We start from the raw sequence: 21,097 nt of genomic DNA on the forward strand, positions 1-21,097 counted from the left end.
GAAGCAGCTAGATGTGACGTGTTCAATTATATTGAAATGTTTTACAACCCAAAGCGCCGACACGGCACAAGTGATAACTTGTCACCGGTTGAGTATGAAAGGCGTTACTTTAAGAGCCTAACGGGTGTCTAGAATATCCGGGGCGATTCAAACCCAGTAAAACGCCGCCATAGAAAGACGGTTTTAGAAAACATAAGTTTAAGCCGTGCCATCCATCTGCTGCTCAAGCGCTTGTCGCACAAGACCTATAACATAAGGAAGATCACTAGCTGATGATAAAGGAACTTCTATATCCCCATTACCCCATCGCCCTATACCTATAACATCACGCCCTAAACCACGAGGATCTTCCAGGTCAGTGGCAGCAATATTTATTGAAAGCAACAAGCGCTTTGCTTGTGGAATCACATCAACGAAATTCGTCTCGGCTTTAAAAGCAATGTAAAGCTTTTTAACGTCTTGATAGACACATGGGTCGAGAGCTAACACCTCTGTGGCAAAAGTATCATATAGCTCGCGCATAGCACCTCCAGTTAGCTGGGGGTGATCATCCAATGTATATTCAGTGTCTTCAGTCTGTGATGGTTTTCGATAAGCTTCTAGAAGTTGATCACTAACAGCTGGTACAGGCCACACTGAAAGAGCGGATGCTGACAATCGAGTCGCTCTTTTCTGGATAGTGTCTTGATTCCAAGTCTCAAGGTGACGTAAGTCACTATTAAGATGAAGTGGACTATGAGCAAAACCTATCGGTTTGCCTGCTTTATCTTTTGCGTCTCGCTTCTCAAGAAACGGCTTATCCGAATAGGAACTGTTATAAGCGGTTAATGTTAGGTTACCCAACGTATGCAGATAGAACTCCTGGACACTTTGCCACTGTGGCCCAAGTAATGCCTGCCATTCTTGAGATAACTCACTGTTCTGAGGCATCACATGCTCAACAGTAAATTCATCTATCAACACGATTTCCTTTCGACCGTGGTTTTCTAATTTTCTCAGCCAATAACGTAAGTTTCGGAAATGATAAAGATCACGTTCTTCTAGGGCTGTTTGAAACTCAGCGTTGCTTGGAAAACGGCGGTATGATGGAAGCAACATGAAGGTCGCCTCTATGCTTTCCAAGTAGCGATCTTTTCGTATGTTATGTGTAAAACGGGCAAATGTCCGATTCATAGAGTTTGTGGGGATTCCACAAACTGCACGACGAAAAACATAGCTCTCAATCAACCTCACAACTTTTTCTAATTCTTCTGCAGAAAGTAGCCCGTTGTGCTTATAGTCGTGGTACACCTCTAGTAACAAAGGGTACGCAACGTCAACCTTCAACTCTCGCAAATCTTTAAAGACCTGTCGCAGCTTGGGAATTGACTCATTGCCCAAGGCCATAGCGCAATAATGCTTGGCGTAAGTATGCACCTCTTTGATCAGATCACGGATAGAGCCGTTGTATCCTGCCGCGTACTTTTTGAAAGCCGCATACACCTTATTGATATTGGGAATATCATTAGTGACCGTCGTCAGATAATGACGCATGAAGCTATCAAAATGACGAGCATACGCTTTTTGACCGAATCCATCTTCCATAGCTCGCCAGTAATGGCTATAAAGCGCCTCCTGCTCATGAGGCTCTTGCCCCATCAATACAAAATTACGAATCAGATCTGCTTGACTAAGATCTAAGCCAGTTGAGTTCATACTTTCGAAGACCAACTGAGGGTTATCTCGCTGGCGCTCCAAGGCAACTGCCACAATCTCTAACTTCGAGAGTCCAAGATAGACCGCATCTAATTTAGCTGGGTTAGCTTCAAACCACTCCTTGAAAAAATTATAATTATTTATTACGCATGAACTACAAGGATCTGGCATTGGTAATTCATCAATAAGTGAAATCAGCGTAGGCCGGTCAATATCTGACAAAACCACCTTGTAAAGCATTTCACCGTTTTCATTGGGATTGATCAAAAAACGGCGGCGTAGCGCTTCGGCCTGATCAGGCGACAAGTTTTTAGCAAGATAGTGGTAAAGCGCTAACAGCATCAAAGTAACAGTGGTCAAACGTTGCTGACCATCAATGACCATTAGCGGTTCTTGCTTAACGAGAATGGACTGAGCCCGCTCCACGTAAACAATGGTGCCTAAGAAATGCGTAGCTGCTCCCTCATCGGCACCCACTGCCAACACATCTCTGAGGAGCTGCCCACATTGAGCTTCACCCCAAGCATAATTGCGCTGGTAAATAGGGATGCGAAACTGTCTTGGCTTCTCTAGCACCTCTAGCAAATTGGCTTCAGTTGCCTTCATGCGTTTTCCTTAACCTAATAGATATTTTCAAAAATTTGCGCTAAATATAAGACGAATACACACTCTGCCCGCCGCCGTAGTAGCTGGTCATCAAGTGGTGGAACGCTGCTTCACACTTTTCGTTGTAGACGTGTTCATCGAAGCTCGATGGCAGTCCCTGGTCGAAAACAATTTCCAGGGTGCGGCGAACATCGCCTTTGGCCTGGGCTTTCTTCTGCCAGTCCAACACCAGCTTTTCCTGCTTTAGGGTTTCCAGCAGCTCCCGGCACATGGCCTTCACCTTCGCTACCTCTTTGTCGCTCATCTCTGGGGCTGGCTTGGTAATAATGTCAAATAGCGCCAGCTCTTCCTCGGTGAGCCCTTCGCGGATTGCCCGCTGGTCTTCCTCCTGCAGTTCCTCAGTGAACGCCATCAGTTGGCGAAAGAACGCCTCGATGTTCACGCTGCCTGAGTTGTACTTCTCGATCAGCGCCTGCAGCTTCTCCATGAAGTCGGTGCGGCTGGGGTTCTTGGCCACCATGCTTTCCAGCTTCTGGTTCAGCAGCGCCCGCAGCTTTTCAGACTCGGTACGTTTCTTGCCTTTGTTGAAGCGCTCCTGAAGTTTGTCAAAGTCGATCTTGCTGAGGTCAAACAGTTTTTCCTCGTCGGTATCCTCGATGAGGTAGGGTACCGGAGCCACGGACTGATCCAGCAGGTCGTCTACCTCCCGCATCACCTGGGAGATATCTACTTCAGGCTCTAGCGCCTTGATTTTCTGCGCCAGCACCGAGAGCAATACCGCATCGGGCGCCAGCTCGTTGGCGGAAGGATCGGGCAGGATCGCTCTATAAACCCTGGAGGTGGCTCTGGCGAGCCCCAGGAAGGCCTTCTTGGTCTCCTCGCTCTCCAGCAGCTTTTCCACGCCATCGTCCAGCAGGGCCACCTTTTCAAAGCCCCCTGCCGCCTTGATCGCCTCGGGGTTAATCTGCTTCTCAGTCAGGAAGGTGATGGCCTTGGCCAACAGGTGCTTGAGGTACTCCACCAGCTCGGCCTTCTGCTGGATTGGGCTGCTATCGTCCTGTGACGGTTGATCGCCGTAGGCAGCCGGCGGCTCACCCACTTTAGAGGGGGCAGCGCCGCCATAGATGGCCAAGGCCTCCTGCAGCTTTCTGAACACTCCCGCATAGTCCACGATCAGACCCGCTTCCTTGCCGGGATACTTGCGGTTGGCCCTGGCGATGGTCTGCATCAGGGTGTGGTTTTTCATCGGCTTGTCGAGGTAGATGGTCGAGCAGGACGGCACATCGAAGCCGGTGATCCACATAGCGCAGACAAACACCAGCCGCAGCGTGCTGTCGGGATCTTTGAACTGCTCGTCGAGATCTTCCTCCACCATACGCTTGCGGTGAGGCAGTATGTCGAGCCCCTTGTCTGCTAGCTCCTTCACCTCGTTCTGACCCTGAGAGACCACCACCGCCATGTCGGTCGTCTCCAGCACCTTGATCTTGTGCTTCAGGGCCTCCTGCTGCTCCTCTGGGGCAGAGGTCAGGTCAGCCTGAAGTCGGGCCAGGTAGTCCTGCCAGTGGGCCTGTACCTTGTCGTACATCTTCACGGCGGTAGCCTTGTCGATGCAGACCATCATCGCTTTGCCTTGGTGGCCCCTACCAACGAAGTGCTGCACCAGATCCTCGGCGATGGCTTCCAGGCGGTCATCGCGGGTGATCAGGTGGTACTCCCGAGCAAAGACCCGCTCGACTTTCTTCTCCTGATCTTCGTTCAGCTCGGCATCTTCCAGTAGCCGTGTCAGGTCATCGTTCAGGTTCTCGTTGATCAGCTGCAGCTCGGGGATACGGTTCTCGTAGTAGAGCGGCACCGTTGCCCCATCGGCAATGGATTGCCCGAAGTCATACACCGAGATGTAGTCGCCGAACACCTCCTTGGTCTTCTCCTCCCCGGCCATCAGCGGTGTCCCGGTGAAACCCAGGAAGGCGGCATGGGGCAGCGCTGTGCGCATGTTCATGGCCAGGGTGTCGTACTGGGAGCGGTGGGCCTCGTCGGTGATGACGATAATGTCTTGCCGGTCGGAGAGCTTGGGGTAGGTTTCACCCTGCTTGGTGCCGAATTTCTGGATCAGCGTGAAGACATAGCGGTGATCCTCGCTGAGCAGCTGCTTGAGGTGAGCACCGCTTTCCGCGTGGGCTTCCACCTCGTTGACCGCTCCCGTGGCAGCGAAGGTCTTGTAGATCTGCTCATCCAGCTCGTTGCGGTCGGTGACGATCACGAACGTCCAGTTGCCGGGGATAGTGCGGTGGATCTTCTGAGTAAAGAACACCATAGAAAGCGACTTGCCCGAACCCTGGGTATGCCAGAACACTCCCAGCCGTCCCGCCTCACCGGCAGGTCGATTCTTGATCCTTTGCAACTCGGCGATAGCCTTGTTCACCCCGAGGTACTGGTGATTTTTGGCGATCTTCTTGATGGTGCCGCCTTGGGCTTCCTCAAACACCGTGAAGTTCTCCACGATATCCAGCAGCCGTACTCGCTCGGCAATACCCCGGATGGCGGTCTCCAAGGACACCACCCCTTTCTCGCCCTCGTCGTTGATCCGCTTCCACTCGAAGAGATGCTCCCAGGGGGAGAAGGTACTGCCCACCACGGTCTCGCTGCCGTTGGAGAGCATTACCACGGCGTTATAAGTAAACAGTTGAGGGATCACCGAGCGGTAGTCGCTCAGATTACCGTCAAAGGCTGACTTGAGGGTTTTATGGCTGGTCTTCAGCTCCACAAACAGCAGCGGCAATCCATTGATGAAGCCGACCAAATCAGTACGCCGAGTGTGCAGTTCACCCCGCACCCAGAACTGAGAAGTCAGCAGGAAGTCATTCTGCTCTGGCTGGCTCCAGTCGATCACCCTTACCGTCTCGATAGCGGTGCCGCCATGCTCATCGGAGACCTCAACCTTCACGCCATCTTTGAGCAGCCGATAGACCTCCAGGTTAGCATTTACCGCCAGCAGCGTGGCACGGTCGCGGGTCAGCTCTTCAATGGCCTTCTCCAGCGCATCGGCGGGCAACTTGGGGTTGAGCTTTTCCAGCGCTAGACGCAGCCGAGGCACCAGCACCACATCCTGCTGGGTCTGCCGCCCCTCGCTCGATACCGTTCCCGACCACTCCCCGTAGAGATTGGCGGTGTCCCAGCCTAGGTCAGCAAACAGCTTAATAGCAGGCTGCTCGACCAGGGCATCCTCAGAGTAGGCGTAAGCGAGAGACGGAGGTGGTGTCATGCAGAAGCCCATCCTTGTTGTTCAATGCGCGCATAGGCCTTGTGAATATGTTTTGGCTTCATCAATTGCTTTTTGCGATGGCTCCAAGACGCTACGCGCTCGCTGATGTGTTCCAGGCTGCTGGCGTTATCAGGCTCATGGGACACTACCCAATGAATCGTAGACAGCAGTTCCATGCCATAGGGGGTTTCAAAGCCTTCTATTAGCGCCTTGACGCGCTCAAGGTGGTGCTCGGCTTCTGAATTGTTTGCCAAAAATGCTTGCGCTTCTTCCAAAGCACCGGGCATTAGGCGGATTTCAGCATTACCGGAGCGGTCACCATAGCCCCTAATAAAATGCCCTTCCATCCGTTGTAACGCGTGGTTTAGGTTATCTGCATAAGGCCCCAGGTGGTGCGCGGTGAATTGCAACTGCATGGGTTCACCAGCGGCCTGCAAAAAGTAGGCAAGCTTCTGTACTTCCAACAAGCTATGGCGGTAACCCTGGCGGCCATAAAGGTCTAGTAACCGGATGAGCAGTGCCCGTCCAGGGGTCATCTTCGGCCGTTTCGTGCGCACTGGCATTTGCTCAACCGGTGGGGCTCCCTTTGGCTCGAACATCAGCACGCGGACATCCGGCAGTTCTGCAAAGGCTTGCTCAATGCGCGGTTTGATGTCTGCCCAGTTAAGCCCACCTAGCCCCGCCCCTAGCGGGGGTATAGCAATAGATTGAATACGGTAGTGTTCAATCTGYGCGACCAGATCCATCAGGCCCGCATCAATATCCTCTATCTTCGACTTCCCTTTCCAGTGCCGTTTTGTCGGGAAATTGATGATGTATTTAGGGTTGACCATGCCGCCCGTTTCGAAGACCAACATTCTGCCGGGTAACATGCGCCCTTCTTTGCAAACGCGGGCATACAGCGAAAAGTTTTCCGGGAACGCTTGCTTAAATTGCAGGGCGATACCTTTCCCCATAACACCCACGCAATTCACGGTATTGACGAGGGCCTCGGCATCGGCTTCCAGCAAATTGCCTTGTGTCGTTTCAATCATAATGCCACCTCAGTAATACCAACCGGCTTTGACGGCCACCGGAATGTTCAGCCCTAAACGTTGGATCAAGGTTTCGGCTTTTTCTTTTGTGTGCTCGTTCATCACCCCTATTCCTATAATGAGTCCAATAGGGAATCTTTCATGAACAAGGAACTCAGCCTGCCTGCGGCGTTTACGGTCGGGGTCTTCATCAGTATCTGCCCAGTAACGGGCACGCATCAACGGCCAGTCGATTTCGTCCAGCTGAGCCAGGTCATCATAGAAATCGGTAAACTCCATAATCCCGTGGCCGTCTGTGAACACAAAACCCAGTTCAGCGGCCTCTACTCTCTGGATGCTGGATACTATGTGGACAATAGATGGCTGGCCGCCAGTGAATCCCTCAACATTGCCTTTTGACAGCGTGAATAGCATGGGAGAACGCGGCCCAAAGTAAAACGGCACATAGTCATGCAACACACCACCAGGGCCACACGGCACCGGGGTATGATTTCGCCGATCCTGTATCGTCATATGGGCAATGTTGGTGTAACCCGTATCTTCCTGCTCCAATGCACGCTTGGCTCGTAGCTCACCGGCCGCGAGGATCTTCTGCAGATTATCAAGGGCGGTGATATGGAAGATATGCGTCGGGTCAGGGGGTGTCATGCGGCTTCGACCTCCTTGTCGTTGGGCATGGGAATATCGGATACGTCGATCTCACCGGAGACCAGCTTGGGCAAGAGAAGATCGCGTTGGCCGCGAAGGTTAATATTCTTGTCTGAAAGCACTCGTATCTGCTTCCAGAGAGGGCCAGCGATGGACTCAAAGCTCTCTATGTAGTGAACATTAGGCTGTAACATCTTGATTGTTTGCATATCTTTCTTGGTGACTGCTTTGAATATGGCGCCATTACCAATCGAGTCTTCTTCCTCGAAGATTTTTCGGAGCTGTGACAGCAAGAATACCTGATGACCCGCCTTGCTGCGGAGTGCAGAAACACCGCGTCCAATGACAATTTTCTCTTTCGAGATATTGATCCTTCCCACTGGGGCGCGAACACTGAAAAGGATATCCCCCTCCTCAGCGACTCTGTTCTCCACAGTGCAGTAAAGCCTGTTGCTGGGAAAGTAGTTTCCGAAGTCCGTGACACCTTGGTGAAATGGAAGTCCTTCCCCTCTGTCGTTGTAAAACTCTGACTTGGGTGATTGCCCCATCGTCAAATCAACAACTTCCTCTAGGTTGGCTATCCCCCACCCCTCAGGAATCCTCCCAAGCTCACTCTCCTTAAAACTCACCTCCTCATGCCCAGGGAAGCGGAAGTGAACGAACCACTCCTCGTACAGTCGCCGGGCCATTTCTTCAAGAATCTCGATGCGGCGGGTGTTGTTCTCGATGAGATCGTCGTAGGCGGAGAGAATATCGACAATCATTCTCTGTTTCTCAATTGGAGGAAGTCTCACAGAGATTCGTTTGATAATGTCTTGGTTCAGCGAAGCCATAGTGGCGCCGTGTGAACACTGCTGCATCATCCAAGACTGATGTTCATGGGTAAGAAATGTGAAAGAAAGGTACTTAGATAGCACACTGTTTTCACTATTAATTCTTAGCCTAAGGCAATCGGACCCCTGAAACCAGCGTTCTTGGCCTGACCGGATGTAGACATGTCTCTCAACAGCTCCTTTTCGCCCAAAGACAATATCACCTTTACGGAGCAGGTGATTGGAAAGCCTTTTGACTACTTCTTCAGGAATGTACTCAAGTTTATCGGGTCGAATGCTACCGAATCCGATGTTTCTGACGTTGATAACGGGCGTCCCCTTCTCAACATAGTCGCTGGCTCTGAGCTGGGTTCCGAAAGGGCCGGTTTTGACCTCGGCCTCTCCACTTTCGACAAGGTCACCAACAGTGATATTGTTCCAGCTCATGATGCTGCCTCTAGAATACCAGCAACATTGCTTCCAATTATCTCTTCAAGCTCTCTTGCCTCCGCGTTCAGCACCTCCAGCTCCTCAGCCAGTTCCTCCAGCCGCTCTGTAAAGTCCACATCCTCTGCTTCTCTCGCCGCAGCCCCAACATAGCGCCCAGGGTTCAGCGACCAGCCCTGCGCCTCGATCTCTTTACGAGTCGCCACTGTGCATAGGCCAGGGATATCGGCGTAGCCATCGCCCAGCCCCTTCTCAGCCAGCAGTGTTTCACTACCCTGATCCAGCTCGATGTCTTCACCACGGTAGAGGCGCACAATGTTGGCCAGGAACTCGATCTGTTCCGGCAGCCAGTCGCGGTGCGCCCGGTCGATCTGGCGGTAAAGGTGGCGGGCATCAACGAACAGCACCTTGTCACCCCGCTCAGTCTCGCTCTTAGCCCGGTCGAAAAACCATAGGGTGCAGGGCAGCGTGACGGTATAGAAGAAGTTCGGCCCCACCGAGACGATCACATCCACGGCGCCGGACTCTATCAGCTTCTGGCGGATGACCTGCTCGCTGCCTCGGGCATCTCCCGCCGAGTTGGCCATAACAAAGCCAGCTCGGCCAGTCGGCTTCAGCGAAGCGTAGAAGAGCTGGATCCAGAGGTAGTTGGCGTTGTCGGTTCTGGGCATCCCGAAGGGGAAGCGTGGGTCGCCCTCCAGCCGCTCCTTATCCACACCAGAGACGTTGAACGGGGGGTTAGCCATCACAAAGTCGAAGAAGCCTTCACCGTTCTTGTAGACCGCGTGGTGGGGGTCTTCGTAGTAGGTGTTGGACACCCGCACATCGCCGGAAAGGCCATGCACTGCGAGGTTCATCTTATTGAGGTTGACGGTGGTCTGGTCTTTCTCGGTACCAAACACCGATATTTCATCCACCGCTGATTTGTGGTGGCGTTGCACAAATTCAGCCGAATGTACAAACATACCACCGGAACCACAGGCCGGGTCGAAGATGCGCCCGTGGTAGGGCTCAAGAATCTCGACAATCAGCTTAACTACCGATTCCGGGGTGTAGAAGACCCCGCCTTTCTGGCCTTCCTTCAAGGCGAAGTTACCCAGGAAGTACTCGTACACCTTGCCGAACGCATCACCGGAGAGATCCACCGGGCCGATCTGCTTGAGCAGCTCCTGGAGCACCCAGTTTTCAAGGCGGGTATAGGTTCGCGGTAGAGCACCTTTTAGGTCTGTGTTCTCCTCCTCGATAGCCTTCATGGCATCGTTGATGATTCGCCCGATGTTGTCGCCATCCGTCAGCGTTAGAAGGTAGGAAAAGCGAGCCGTTTCAGGAAGGAAAATCACGCCTTCTGCCAGGTAGTCGTCCTTGCTCACCTTACGGCGGCCACCAGACCCCACTGGCCCCAGCTTTTCTTCGGCGGCGGCATACTTCCTATCGGCGTATTTCAAGAAAATAAGGCCTAGCACGGGGGCTGAGAACTCGGCAGGCTTCAGGCCGGTGTTGGCCCATAACTGGTCAGCGGCTGCCCACAGCCGTTTTTCTGCGCTTCCATCGACCAAGGTGATGCTCCCGTTGGTATTACCGTTTTCGTAACGTATTGAATTAGGATTAGCTTACTACAGGCACCTGAGGTTTTGCAGCGCGGCGCATGTCTTTTCATCAGCATGGATGCGGCTTTAAAAACATCGGGGCTGCGATAGGCATTCAGGTGTTCGTAGCTTCACCATATTGCAGGTCGGGATATGTCCCTAATTTTCCACTCACCTTATTTTTCACCCCCCTAGTGGGGTGTCCCGTTTTGCTGAAAACCCGCGAAGATTAAAACGTAAAAGCTTATCAAAGGGCATTTTCACCTCATTTTTACGTTTTACTAAAGCAAAAGGCTAAGGAGTGGTTTGTGGGGGGATAGGAGGCCCCCAAGGGCATGGCTCCTGTTGTGGGGGAGATTGTATCAATAGGCCGTTAGAGGCTGGCGCTGGCGTTGGTGGCAACTTTGGCCATAGCGCTTTAGCAGCTTCGAGCGCCGCCGGATTTGTAAGTAGCTGGCGGCACTGAGCTATGGCAGTAGCGATGTCTGGTGACACCTCAAAAGCATCATCCAGTGCAGCGGCCAACTCTGCTACCGCTTTCTGGCTTTGTTGAAGCATCGTGGTGCGCGCCAGCTCTTTTACCCCTCCTAAATCGCGACCAACCATAAGCAAGTTGGTCAGCAAGGTTTCCACGTTCGCAGCCGTTGTCGCCTCTTCTACAGGTGGCAACGCTATCCCCACCCCTCCCCTATGCGGGTTTTGCGGATTTGCGGAAAGGCTTGAAGCTGAGGCCTTCATAAGCTGCGGATGCACTGCGGATACATTGCGGACTTTCTCGACTGTGGGTGCATCCACAGAACTATCCGCAGTTATCCGCACTTTGCCCGCAAACGGTGCGCTATCACCAACGCATTGGTATCGCTGTATTTTTTGGGATGCATCCTCAAATCCGCTAAATCCGCAGCTCCCCTTATTGGCATATTTACGCTGTTCGCGTAACTGCCTACCGCGCTCAATGGGATTGAACATGGTTCACAACTTTCCATTCAGTCGCAGTGTTACGAGCACTGTATTTAGTAGCGCGCAAGTACCCCGCCAGCACCAGCTTATCAAGCAGCAGCCGGGCTTTTTTGGCGCTACGATAGGCGCTTGGAAGTCGCTTGAAATCATTTTGATGCAGCGTGCTACCGTGGCTGCTGATCCAGCCCAGTAAATCACGGGCTTGGCGTTCCTGTTGATCTTGCTGTGCTTCATTGGTGCGGTTCTTCATCGTCTCGAGGTAATACGTAACCAATTGCCCGGCGCGTTCGATGTGGGTCACGCTGATCGCGTCGGCCCCTTCTACTACGGACATAATGGCGGCCAGGCGGGCGGCGTTCTCAGTGGCTTTGCTGGCGAAGGCGCGTATATCGTGGAAGGCCCCGTCGGGAGCTAACTCAGACTCGATGCCGTCGTGAAGATCGCACATCACTTTAAAAGGCTCGCCTTCGATACGTAACAAGCGGGGCTCGAGTTCGCCGCTGTCGTTAATGGGTAGCTCCTTACGTGCCAGCTCGTCGATACGGCGGCAGTACGCTGCAATATCCGGGTCGGTGTCCACGCTGGCGCTAGGATCACGGTCGGCTAAAAACCTGGTACCAATGAGGCTTGGCTCCCGGCAAATCAAAAACCGAGGCAGAAACCCCTGCCCTTGGAGTAACGGATCGCCCAGTACCTTATCGGCAATGATTGGTTGCATCATCAGGTGGGTAGATAGGCGGCGTCCTGCCAGAAAGCCAGATTCACCTACCGTCCCACGTGTACGTGTTAACGGTGCTCCATCCCATAGGTGGCAAAGCGCTTCAATGGTGCGCCCCCTCGCCTCCTCACTCATGCCGTGCCCACCGAAAAAACCGATAGCTTCATCACTATAAAGACCAGCACTGGGATGGTTAGCCTTCAAATGCTTATACATCCCTTCTGCTGTTGGCTCCGAGAACGTTAAATTTGGCATAGGTGGCGGCTTAGGACGGCATTCATCGTGCGCCGCCAACTGTTCTGACAAGCGGGCTTGCTGCTCTTCGCTCATGGCCTGCTTACCCTTAACTTCGTTTGCGGCAATGATCGACTTACGGCACATTTCCCAGGCTTCATCCTCGGCCCTGAATGTTGTCATTACCTTGTCGAACTGTTCCCGCTGCTCCGCTTCGATAGTACGAATGGGGGCCAGCGCAATCTTATCAACACTAGATTTACGCTCCCCACTCTCTCCTTCAGTCATCAGGAAAAGGGCTACTGGCCCGCTGCCAATATTCCCCCGGGCAACATCAACGTGACCTTGCACTACTAACGAGGCCGCACTGAGCACTGACTGGCACGCCATCCCGATTGGTACTTGAACGTGATAGGCCAGGCGTTTGGCAGCAGGGGCAAGTACCGGCCCCAGGGCTTCAACAGGATACGACAGAGGCTTAGGTGAAAGCGGCAGTGGTTCGGGTGATAGGTCGAGATTGCCTTCATCATTAGAAGGCGTCTCTATCATTTGGTGTGCTTGGTCATCCAACCATGACGCACCAGTAGTATCGTGATTAAACATTGCAGCCCACTTCCTTAGCCGCACTTCGTAAGCGGCCTGCTGCCGTGGCCAAACGGTCGAGGTCAGCACTGCTCAAGCAATCCCCCCGGTGAGTAGAATTAGCAGCGAGCAGTACGATAAGTGCCTCACGGGCAATGGCAGCGAGCACGTCACGAGGAACCCAACGCTCCCCTGGACGCTTGCTGGCGCGATAGACATCGCGCTCACGCTGAGGAAACAGGTCTTTCAGCTCTAAGCCAACGGCGACTAATACGTCCGCTATGGGGCACTCAGCAAAGCACTTCATTAGAAGGGTGCCATCTGGCGTCTCACGAATCGCTAGACTTGGTGAGCGGTCATGGTGAGCGGGACAGGAGGCAATCCAACGACCTGGACCGTTTTCGCGCACCTTTTCCAACCGCGCCAGCATGGCATGAACGTCAGGGCGTGTATTTTTGATGCTGCGGTTATTATTTTTCTGATTAATCGTTCGCATGCTCACCTCCAGGACACAGGTGTTGCTCTTCGAGATAACTCACACGCGCTTCTAGCACGCCGGTCAGCTCCTTCAGAGCCAATAAAAGGCCATGCCTGTAATAGTCGTTTAGAGGTATGTCAGTTTCAGAAAGAAGAGCTAGCAAGCAGCCTTGCGCCGTGCTGATGCGGCTCATTACTCGATGATCACCCATAACCAATATGGAATGACACACAGCTGTTTCATCTTTGTGAAATTGAGAAGAAGACTTAACCATTACGACACCTCCTGCTGTGTCGCTTCCCACTCTCCTAAGTCTGCCAAGCGCCAGCGGGTAACGTTTGGGCCTAGTTTAATGGGCTTAGGAAAATTGCTTTCCTTAGCCCAGCGATAAATGCTCGCCGGATGAACGCCATAGCGGTTGGCAACTTGCTTGGCATTGAGAAATTCGACGCCGGACTTAGAAGTGGTCTGGGGATTCGTTTTGGCAGCCATGATGATTTACCTCGTCGTAGTGGATGACTGGGTAAATCATGGCGTAGTGGCGAGTAGCAGCTCGACCGGGCATGATCAAAAAAACTATCACGACCCAACTTTTGCAACCTGACTCATTTTTTGAGCAAAGGGCGAATCCAGGGCTGTTTAGTCAGTTTTTCTACCCGATCAAAAGATAGGCCTGAAACATCGGATACAAGGCCAACGGCATTCAACCGACTATCGCTTTCCTTTGCTCTTGATATCGGCAGTTCACATCTTTTAGCAGCCAAAACCAGCGACATGCAGGTTATTTCCCTAGTATTGTCTTTATGAGTTCTAAGACCTGTACGTTTCTTGGGAGGACTAATTTCACCTCGCAAATGCATGATCAAGAAAGTACGAACCGCCCCCTCTATTGGCTCACCTTTTTCTAAGAGGTCAGCAGCACGATGTAACAAAATTTTGTATGCGCCCCCATTCTCCTGCATCACCTCCAGAGGATTGCGACTTGGCATTGCCCAAGCTGCACGCAATATATCTTTCATCAACTCAACAAAAGCCAGCTCTCTTGGGTCAGGAGAGGGAATGCTTTTTAACTGATTGAAGCGGTTTGTGAACTCTGGTTCATGCCAGAGGGAAAGCTCTGAATAATCATTTTCCAATTGCTGTTTAACGTATTTCACAAAAGCTTCAGCATTATCGTATCGTTCTTGCCTGCTGGCGCTCATAAACCAGTTACCTCCCCCCTGATCGGTGCAACATTGCCAGTGCCAGCCGGTGCAGGCGTAGTAACGAAAGCGGCCCATTGATCCATGACACGGGCACGCTTGGAGTATAGGTCGCTACGGCGGTAAGCCGCCTCAGTGCCGTTGCGGATGCTGTGCGCCAACGCGGCCTCTGCCACTTCGTGTGGGGTACCTGTACGCTCTGCCATCCAATCCCGGAACGTTGAACGGAAACCGTGAACCGTTGCCCGGAGATCCTCCTTCATGCGGCGGAGTAAAGCGGTCATGGCTGCATCAGACAGCAACTTGCCTTGCGGGCTTAGAAAGACGTGTTCCCGAGACTGGGGCTGCGCTTTGAGCAAGGCCAGTGCTGGCGCAGATAACGGCACGCGGTGTTCCTTGCCTGCTTTCATGCGGCTGGCGGGTATGGTCCAGGTGGCGTTGGCCAGATCTATTTCATCCCAGCGAGCGCCACGGGCTTCACCAGAACGGCAGCCGGTAAGTATCGTGAACGCTAGGCACTTGGCCGCGTCCCCGGTGCGCTTCTCTAGGGATTGCCAGAACGTGGGCATAGAATCTATCGGCATGGCGCGGTGGTGTTCCACCTTGGCCACCTTCGAAGGCGCGGGCAACACAGTATCGAGGTTGCCTTTCCAGCGCGCCGGGTTATCGCCACTACGATGGCCATGAACCGTTGCCCAGTTCAATACGGCTTCGATACGCTGGCGAACGCGGGTAGCGGTTTCCGTTTTGGTTTCCCATATTGGCACTAGCACTTGTTTGACGTGTACCAACTCAATATCTGAAACGGCCATCTTGCCCAGCATGGGGAAAGCATAGGTGTCTAGCGTGGCTTGCCACTGCTTACCGTGCTTTTGGTTACGGCTCTCTGCCTGCTTAATCTTGATAACAGCAGCGGCGGCATCGGCAAAAGTAATACGCGCAAGCTCAGCAGCGCGGCGGGACTGATCGGAGGCTCTGCGCTCAGTAACCGGATCAATGCCCGCATCCAGCTTTTCACGAAAAGCGCGAGCCTTCTCGCGGGCTTGCGCCAGCGTCACGCCGGGGTAACTCCCTAGCCCCATATCACGACGCACCTTGAACGGCTTGCCAGATGCAGCTACGCGAGTTTCGCCAGTGGAATAACGCAGCACCCATGACCGCGTGCCTCCCTTGGCCACTTGCAGATATAGGCCAGGCACTTCACCAGCAGCATAAAGCCCGCGCTGTGTGATCCGCTTCACTTCCAGCGCGGTTAACGGTTTCGTTTGTCTTGGCATAACAGGCCTCTAACCTCTACCCAACATCCCACCCAACATAGATTCTGCGCTTGTGTGCGATGCTATGCAACCCGATAAAACACCATGCGAACGTAAGTTATTGATTTTAAAAAGTATGGACGAAAAAAAGCCCGCTATTAGCGGGCTTTTTTAAACGTTGTGGCGGAGGGACAGGGATTCGAACCCTGGATAGGCTATTAACCTATGCCGGTTTTCAAGACCGGTGCATTCAACCGCTCTGCCATCCCTCCGGCTTATGGGTGCGTATACTAACAGTATTTCCTTCGAAGTCAATGCCTTTAGGGTGAATTAGTACAATCTTAAACCTACCCGGGTAATGCTGCCGCCTTCCATAGCACTGACGACCCAGTGAATGCCATGCCAATCGACGTCATCACCTACGACGGGGTGTCCACCCACTCGCAACGAGACAAATTCGGCCAGCGTCATATCCTGCTCCCCCGGGCTTAACGTTAAGCCGTAAGCCTGGGCAACATCCTGCATTTGAGCGCTGCCATCTAAGGTAAAGGTACCGAAGAAAGCGCGCTCTTGCTTAAGCTTAGCATCGCCATTGAACAGTCGATTCAGCGCTACCAGGTCTTCTGAACGCCCGATAACACAAATCACGTCATTGAGTTTGAGCCGCGTACTGCCTTTGGGGTGAAGCATGGCATGATCGCGAAACAGAGCAGAAATCAGAGCGCCGGACGGAAAGCGTAAAAGCCGAATCGGCACATCTTCTAAGTCTTGGTTTTCGACCACATAGACAAACATTTCAAAATCATTTTCCGGCAGTATGCCAAGCGGCCCACGACGGTTGGGGGTAGTCCCTACAGGCACTTCTACCTTTAACCAACGCGCCGAGTGAGCCGCCCTGAATGAGCAGCGACATTAACACCACTGCAAATGCCACATTAAAGTAGAGCGAGGCGTTTTCGACGCCGCCAATCACCGGAAAAATAGCCAATACGATAGGAACAGCCCCTCTCAATCCTACCCAGGCAATGAACCAGGTTTCTCGCCAACGAAATTTGAAAAAGGGCTTAATCGTAATCAGTACGGCCAAAGGGCGAGCAATAAAAATTAGCGCCAATGCGACTAAACTAGCAGGCAGTGCCACTTCCCAGAGCTCGCTTGGGGTAACCAACAGCCCCAGCACCAGGAAAAGGCCTATTTGGCTTAACCATGCCAAACCATCGTGCACAGGCAAAATAAAGTTGAGGTGGCGGCCTGGTTGGTTGCCAATCATCAAACCGGCTAAATAGATAGCTAAGAAACCACTTCCACCTAGCACACTGGTTAAACCAAAGACACTAAACCCAAGCGCCAGCGCTAGCATCGCGTAAAGCCCTGGCGCAAGGTCAAGCCATCGCAAAAGCTTAGCGCTTAACCAGCCCCCTCCTATGCCGATTAACAAGCCAATACCGAACTGGGAAATAAAGAACAAGAGTGTATCGAGCGAACCGCCAATATCGCCGACCAGTAACTCAACCAGCATCAACGTTAGAAAAATTGCCATCGGGTCGTTGGTGCCCGACTCGATTTCAAGGGTTGCACCCACCCGCTCATTCAAGTTAACACCACGGCCGCTTAGCATTGAGAAAACGGCTGCCGCATCGGTGGAGCCAACAATCGCCCCCACCAAAAGCCCTTGAATCAGCGTTAGATCAAACACCCACATGGCAATCAAACCCACAATGGCGCTAGTAATAAAAACGCCGAACGTTGCGAGAGAAAGCGCGGGCCTGAAGCCTACACGGAATGTTTTCAGGCGGGTGCGTAAACCACCATCTAACAAAATCATGGCCAGGGCCAAGTGGCCAATCGTAAAGGCCATTGAATAATCGTCGAACACGACGCCTAACACACCCTCCTCACCGGCCAACATGCCAAGCCCAAGGAAGATAAGCAGTAACGGGAGGCCAACCATTGATGAAAGGCGGCTCGCTAAAATGCTAAGCGCCATGAGCGAACCACCAACTAAAAAGAACGTATAAATTGCGTCCATGTGTCTCCGTCTCTACATCAATGCCGCTCTATTATTGCATGCCACCGTTGAATTTACTGTGACATATTACCGGGTTGATTCGCGATGGGGCTGGTCAGATGCTTAACCTCACGGCTACACTCCGCCGTCACGATGTCTGGAGTTATTGTTTATGTTGCAACATTTGCCTCACCGATGGTTAGTCGCGCTGGCACTCACACCGCTGGCATTAGTAATTTTATTATTATTTTCAGATTCAGTTGCTTACGCCAATGAAGCAAGCGTCGAAGAAGTTGAAGTGCTGCACCTTGAAAGCGAGGTAAAGGTTCCAGAAGCGTTATTGCAGTCTATGGCTGAGGAAAACGCCGACGAGGAGGTGCCAACAATGGCTCTGACCCCACCGCCGCCGTTAGACCCTCCTCCTTTAAAGCAGCTTACGCTCATGCTGGACTGGTACTTAAGCCCTCAACATGCAGCCCTAATTATTGCCCAAGAGCGAGGCCTTTTTGCCGCACAGGGGCTCGAGATTGAACTACAATCCCCCGCAGACCCCACCATCGCGATTAAGCTGTTAGCTGCTGGCGACGTCGATCTTGCGCTAACTCGACAACCCTTGCTGCATTTGCATGCCCACGAAGGGTCGCCGATTATCCGTATTGGCACCCTTTTTGAAACACCACTGACCGCAGTTATTGTATCCGGGGCCCAACACCAGGGCGAGGATCCCCACATGCATCTTGCGGAACTACACTATGGCTTTTCTACCCGTGAAGGTCGTGATGCGGTACTACAACAATTACTACCCCGCTCAGTCCAGCAAATAGATGACTTCATGCGGCCAGAGAGCGTGCGTTTTGGCACCACTACGGCACTACGAGAAGGAAGAGTGGATGCCATCGCGGATGGTTTTTTTCACTATTTACCCCCTCAGCTTGCAACAGAAGGCATTGCAACCCATGTCATCCAATACCACGATTTAGAAATACCCCGCCATGACGGGCTCATCATATTGGCCAATAGCGACACAGCTATTCGTCGCGCCCCCACGTGGTCTCGCTTTCTAATCGCGCTTGAAGAAGCCAGTTATTGGATTATCGAAAACCCTGATGCCGCCTGGTCGCTATTAGCCACAACCTATCCGGTCGTTGATAACACCATTAACGCAGCTGCCTGGGAAGATTTGCTCAGACGGATGACCTTGAGCCCAGCCGCCCTTGATACACGACGCTATGCGGCGTTTGAAAGTTTTTTACTGCAGGCTGAACTTATCGACGTAGCACTGCCCGTGTCACGCTTAGCGATTGACCCCCATTCAATGTAATTTAGTAAGCTGAATTTTTTGTGCTGGAGCGATATGAGCGAAGCACCGTTAATTTTCATTGATGTAGAGACCACCGGCACACGAGCCACCCGTGACCGCATCACTGAAGTGGCAGCGTTGAAGGTAGTTGATGGCAGCATCACTGAGCGCTGGAGCAGCTTGATTAACCCTGGATGTAAAATTCCTGCGCACATCAGCCAACTGACAGGAATTAAGGACGGCATGCTCACTCATGCCCCCTCGTTTCAGCAGGTAGCAGCTGAGTTTCGCCAGTGGTTGGGGGATGGCCGTTTAGTCGCGCACAATGCACGCTTTGATTACAGCTTTCTGCGCAATGAATTTAAGCGTTCAGGCATCGACTTCCGCGCCACGTTAATCTGCACATTACGCGTTTCAAGACGCCTTGCCCCTCAGGCAGCTCAGCACAACCTCGCAGCGCTTGTGGAGCGCTATGCAATAGCGGTGGACCGCCACCATCGGGCAGAAGATGACGCGTTAGCGCTATGGCAGCTGTGGCAAGCGTGGCAACGCCTCTATGACAAGGCTACCTGGCAGGCTGCCCTTGGCGATGAACAGCGCCACCGCAGCTTACCCGCCCATTTAGATAGCACACAGCTTGAAGGGTTACCCTCAACGCCTGGCGTCTATCTCTTTTACGGTCATAACCGACTACCCCTTTATGTTGGCAAAAGCATCAATTTACGCAGCCGCGTGCTGGGCCACTTTCAGCGCGATTACCAAGATGACAAAGAAATGCGCCTAGCCCAACAAATACAGCATGTTGAGTGGGAAGAGACGGCAGGCGACATGGGCGCCCAACTTCGAGAGGCTCAGCTGATTAAGCAACTGATGCCCATAATGAACCGACAACTTAGGCGCCAAGGAAAATTAAACACCTGGCACTGGCCAGCCAAGCAACACGCTCCCACTTTGATTAATGGCAGCGCCCTGGGGCAGCCCCAATCAGGTAGCTTTTACGGACTTTTTCGCAGCGCCAAAGAAGCTAAAGACACACTGCGCTCTCTGAGTGAAACGCACCAGCTATGTCCACAGGTACTTGGCTTAGAAAAAGGTAAGGGCCGCTGCTTTGCCAACCAGCTGGGTAAATGCAAAGGTGCTTGCTGCGGTAAAGAGGGAATGAAAGAGCACACTCAACGTGCACAGGAAGCAATGGAAAAACTCCAGGTTGGCACTTGGCCATGGCCTGGCCGAATTGTGATCCGTGAGAAAGGCCAAAACACTCGGAGCAATGCGTATCATGTGGTAGATCACTGGTGCTACCTAGGTCGCACAGGAACGTTAACTGCGGCTAGAAAGCTTATCGCTTCAAACCCACAGTTTGATGCCGACACTTACCGTATCCTAAATCGATTCCTACGCAACCCAGAGCAACACTGTCTAAAAATCACCCAGCTTGAGAATCAGCCGGCCTCAATGCCTAAAACTGCGCCGCGATAAAAACCTCAACCGCTTGCTGAAATGCTGCAGGCTGATCAGCATGCAGCCAGTGGCCCGCTTCTTTGAGGGTTACCACTCTTGCCTTCGGTAGCATTTCCCGCAGTGCTGGCAGCATATCATCGCTGACGTAATGAGAATCAGCGCCACGCAGCACCAGCGTTGGGCCATCAAAAGCACCCTCGCCGTCTGGCACACCAATAATGGCTTCATAGCCCCTCTGAATCTCATCTAAACCAACACGCACACTCATACTTCCTTCATCGTTGCGCACTAGGTTCGTGGCAAGAAACAGCCGGGTAGGACGTGAATCAACGTGTTCGGCAAGCAACGCATCCGCTTCGCGACGGTTAGTAGGTTTCCCTGTTTTTACACGCTCAAGAGCAGCAAACACATCATCATGACCATGCTGATAAGCCACCGGTGCGATATCAGCCACCACCAAGGACGCGCAGCGCTCTGGTGCAACACGGGCTAACGTGATAGCGACTTTGCCGCCCATGGAGTGCCCAAGAACATGCGCACGCTCAATCGAAAGCTTGTCCAATACTGCCAGCACATCTTGGCTCATGGCTTTATAACTCATGCCCTCTACATGGGGTGAGCGGCCATGGTTACGCAGATCAACTGCAATTACACGGCGAGTCTGCTGCCACACTTTGAGATGAGAGCGCCAGTTATCAGCGCTGCCCAACAGGCCATGGATAACCACTAACGGAAGCTGGTCATGACTGCCTTGCTCGGCAGGCAGGTCAATGACATGAAGTTCAACGGCGGCAAGTTCGGTCATGCG

General features: G+C 52.7%; 17 protein-coding genes, 1 tRNA gene and 1 pseudogene. 3 read left to right on the forward strand and 16 right to left on the reverse strand.

From position 1 onward, the window contains the following. Positions 1-132: IS3 family transposase (locus MOY_RS16875; protein ID WP_139029290.1), on the forward strand; the 132-nt coding region annotated here is incomplete at its 5' end. A 66-nt stretch (positions 133-198) separates the two neighbouring features. On the opposite strand, the gene MOY_RS05565 is transcribed toward MOY_RS16875, so the two are convergent. The 15 genes and pseudogenes from MOY_RS05565 to MOY_RS05635 all read right to left on the reverse strand — a co-directional run bounded on the left by MOY_RS05565 (position 199) and on the right by MOY_RS05635 (position 17,549). After that, entirely contained in the window at positions 199-2,301 is a 2,103-nt protein-coding gene (locus MOY_RS05565; protein ID WP_009097432.1) for a DUF262 and DUF1524 domain-containing protein, read from the reverse strand. Between the two features lie 40 nt (positions 2,302-2,341). After that, positions 2,342-5,563 (reverse strand): type I restriction endonuclease subunit R, encoded by a 3,222-nt coding sequence (locus tag MOY_RS05570; RefSeq protein WP_009097434.1) that lies wholly within the window; start codon positions 5,561-5,563, stop codon positions 2,342-2,344. Further along, positions 5,560-6,597 carry a type II toxin-antitoxin system antitoxin DNA ADP-ribosyl glycohydrolase DarG gene (gene darG, locus MOY_RS05575; RefSeq protein ID WP_009097436.1) on the reverse strand — a complete coding sequence of 346 codons (1,038 nt, stop codon included), beginning with the start codon at positions 6,595-6,597 and terminating at the stop codon, positions 5,560-5,562. Before darG ends, MOY_RS05570 begins: the two co-directional genes overlap by 4 nt. A gap of 9 nt (positions 6,598-6,606) precedes the next feature. Further along, positions 6,607-7,245, reverse strand: a complete 639-nt coding sequence (darT, locus tag MOY_RS05580) for a type II toxin-antitoxin system toxin DNA ADP-ribosyl transferase DarT (RefSeq protein WP_009097438.1) — start codon at positions 7,243-7,245, stop codon at positions 6,607-6,609. After that, positions 7,242-8,504 (reverse strand): restriction endonuclease subunit S, encoded by a 1,263-nt coding sequence (locus MOY_RS05585; RefSeq protein ID WP_009097440.1) that lies wholly within the window; start codon positions 8,502-8,504, stop codon positions 7,242-7,244. Before MOY_RS05585 ends, darT begins: the two co-directional genes overlap by 4 nt. After that, the gene (locus tag MOY_RS05590) at positions 8,501-10,060 is read right to left on the reverse strand and encodes a type I restriction-modification system subunit M (RefSeq protein ID WP_009097442.1); all 1,560 of its coding nucleotides are present in this window, start codon (positions 10,058-10,060) and stop codon (positions 8,501-8,503) included. The genes MOY_RS05585 and MOY_RS05590 overlap by 4 nt, the downstream gene beginning before the upstream one ends. 324 nt (positions 10,061-10,384) lie before the next feature. Beyond that, a complete protein-coding gene (locus MOY_RS05595; RefSeq protein WP_139029292.1) occupies positions 10,385-10,885 on the reverse strand; it encodes a hypothetical protein in 501 nt (166 codons plus the stop codon). A gap of 157 nt (positions 10,886-11,042) precedes the next feature. Then, a complete protein-coding gene (locus tag MOY_RS05600) occupies positions 11,043-12,605 on the reverse strand; it encodes a YfjI family protein (RefSeq protein WP_009097446.1) in 1,563 nt (520 codons plus the stop codon). Beyond that, positions 12,598-13,080: a hypothetical protein gene (locus MOY_RS05605; RefSeq protein ID WP_009097448.1), complete on the reverse strand. Its 483-nt coding sequence runs from the start codon at positions 13,078-13,080 to the stop codon at positions 12,598-12,600. The genes MOY_RS05600 and MOY_RS05605 overlap by 8 nt, the downstream gene beginning before the upstream one ends. Then, positions 13,067-13,336: a hypothetical protein gene (locus MOY_RS05610; RefSeq protein WP_009097450.1), complete on the reverse strand. Its 270-nt coding sequence runs from the start codon at positions 13,334-13,336 to the stop codon at positions 13,067-13,069. Before MOY_RS05610 ends, MOY_RS05605 begins: the two co-directional genes overlap by 14 nt. Next, the gene (locus MOY_RS05615) at positions 13,336-13,554 is read right to left on the reverse strand and encodes a helix-turn-helix transcriptional regulator (RefSeq protein ID WP_009097452.1); all 219 of its coding nucleotides are present in this window, start codon (positions 13,552-13,554) and stop codon (positions 13,336-13,338) included. Before MOY_RS05615 ends, MOY_RS05610 begins: the two co-directional genes overlap by 1 nt. 113 nt (positions 13,555-13,667) lie before the next feature. Beyond that, the gene (locus tag MOY_RS05620) at positions 13,668-14,264 is read right to left on the reverse strand and encodes a hypothetical protein (protein WP_009097454.1); all 597 of its coding nucleotides are present in this window, start codon (positions 14,262-14,264) and stop codon (positions 13,668-13,670) included. Further along, entirely contained in the window at positions 14,261-15,541 is a 1,281-nt protein-coding gene (locus MOY_RS05625) for a tyrosine-type recombinase/integrase (protein ID WP_009097456.1), read from the reverse strand. The genes MOY_RS05620 and MOY_RS05625 overlap by 4 nt, the downstream gene beginning before the upstream one ends. 160 nt (positions 15,542-15,701) lie before the next feature. After that, a tRNA-Ser gene (locus MOY_RS05630) sits at positions 15,702-15,792 on the reverse strand. A gap of 58 nt (positions 15,793-15,850) precedes the next feature. Then, positions 15,851-17,549: pseudogene (locus tag MOY_RS05635) on the reverse strand (potassium/proton antiporter). 151 nt (positions 17,550-17,700) lie between these two features. Here MOY_RS05635 and MOY_RS05640 point away from each other — a divergent pair. Then, complete coding sequence (locus tag MOY_RS05640; RefSeq protein WP_009097458.1) at positions 17,701-18,849, forward strand: ABC transporter substrate-binding protein; 1,149 nt, start codon at positions 17,701-17,703, stop codon at positions 18,847-18,849. Positions 18,850-18,882: 33 nt separating this feature from the next. Next, on the forward strand, positions 18,883-20,307 hold the full coding sequence (locus MOY_RS05645) for a 3'-5' exonuclease family protein (RefSeq protein WP_009097460.1): 1,425 nt from the start codon (positions 18,883-18,885) through the stop codon (positions 20,305-20,307). Here the strand turns inward: MOY_RS05645 and MOY_RS05650 are convergent. Next, positions 20,288-21,094, reverse strand: a complete 807-nt coding sequence (locus MOY_RS05650) for an alpha/beta fold hydrolase (protein WP_009097462.1) — start codon at positions 21,092-21,094, stop codon at positions 20,288-20,290. The two genes, MOY_RS05645 and MOY_RS05650, sit on opposite strands and share 20 nt — an antisense overlap. Between the last annotated feature and the right edge of the window lie 3 nt (positions 21,095-21,097).

The sequence above is a fragment of the Halomonas sp. GFAJ-1 genome (assembly GCF_000236625.2).
Lineage (GTDB): Bacteria > Pseudomonadota > Gammaproteobacteria > Pseudomonadales > Halomonadaceae > Vreelandella.

What these genes read in the sequence shown, in the direction of transcription:
- MOY_RS05565 (WP_009097432.1), bottom strand. Translation starts at nt 2,301, where the DNA reads ATGAAGGCAACTGAAGCCAATTTGCTAGAGGTGCTAGAGAAGCCAAGA.
- MOY_RS05570 (WP_009097434.1), bottom strand. Translation starts at nt 5,563, where the DNA reads ATGACACCACCTCCGTCTCTCGCTTACGCCTACTCTGAGGATGCCCTG.
- darT (WP_009097438.1), bottom strand. Translation starts at nt 7,245, where the DNA reads ATGACACCCCCTGACCCGACGCATATCTTCCATATCACCGCCCTTGAT.
- MOY_RS05585 (WP_009097440.1), bottom strand. Translation starts at nt 8,504, where the DNA reads ATGAGCTGGAACAATATCACTGTTGGTGACCTTGTCGAAAGTGGAGAG.
- MOY_RS05600 (WP_009097446.1), bottom strand. Translation starts at nt 12,605, where the DNA reads ATGTTTAATCACGATACTACTGGTGCGTCATGGTTGGATGACCAAGCA.
- MOY_RS05605 (WP_009097448.1), bottom strand. Translation starts at nt 13,080, where the DNA reads ATGCGAACGATTAATCAGAAAAATAATAACCGCAGCATCAAAAATACA.
- MOY_RS05610 (WP_009097450.1), bottom strand. Translation starts at nt 13,336, where the DNA reads ATGGTTAAGTCTTCTTCTCAATTTCACAAAGATGAAACAGCTGTGTGT.
- MOY_RS05615 (WP_009097452.1), bottom strand. Translation starts at nt 13,554, where the DNA reads ATGGCTGCCAAAACGAATCCCCAGACCACTTCTAAGTCCGGCGTCGAA.
- MOY_RS05620 (WP_009097454.1), bottom strand. Translation starts at nt 14,264, where the DNA reads ATGAGCGCCAGCAGGCAAGAACGATACGATAATGCTGAAGCTTTTGTG.
- MOY_RS05625 (WP_009097456.1), bottom strand. Translation starts at nt 15,541, where the DNA reads ATGCCAAGACAAACGAAACCGTTAACCGCGCTGGAAGTGAAGCGGATC.
- MOY_RS05640 (WP_009097458.1), top strand. Translation starts at nt 17,701, where the DNA reads ATGTTGCAACATTTGCCTCACCGATGGTTAGTCGCGCTGGCACTCACA.
- MOY_RS05645 (WP_009097460.1), top strand. Translation starts at nt 18,883, where the DNA reads ATGAGCGAAGCACCGTTAATTTTCATTGATGTAGAGACCACCGGCACA.
- MOY_RS05650 (WP_009097462.1), bottom strand. Translation starts at nt 21,094, where the DNA reads ATGACCGAACTTGCCGCCGTTGAACTTCATGTCATTGACCTGCCTGCC.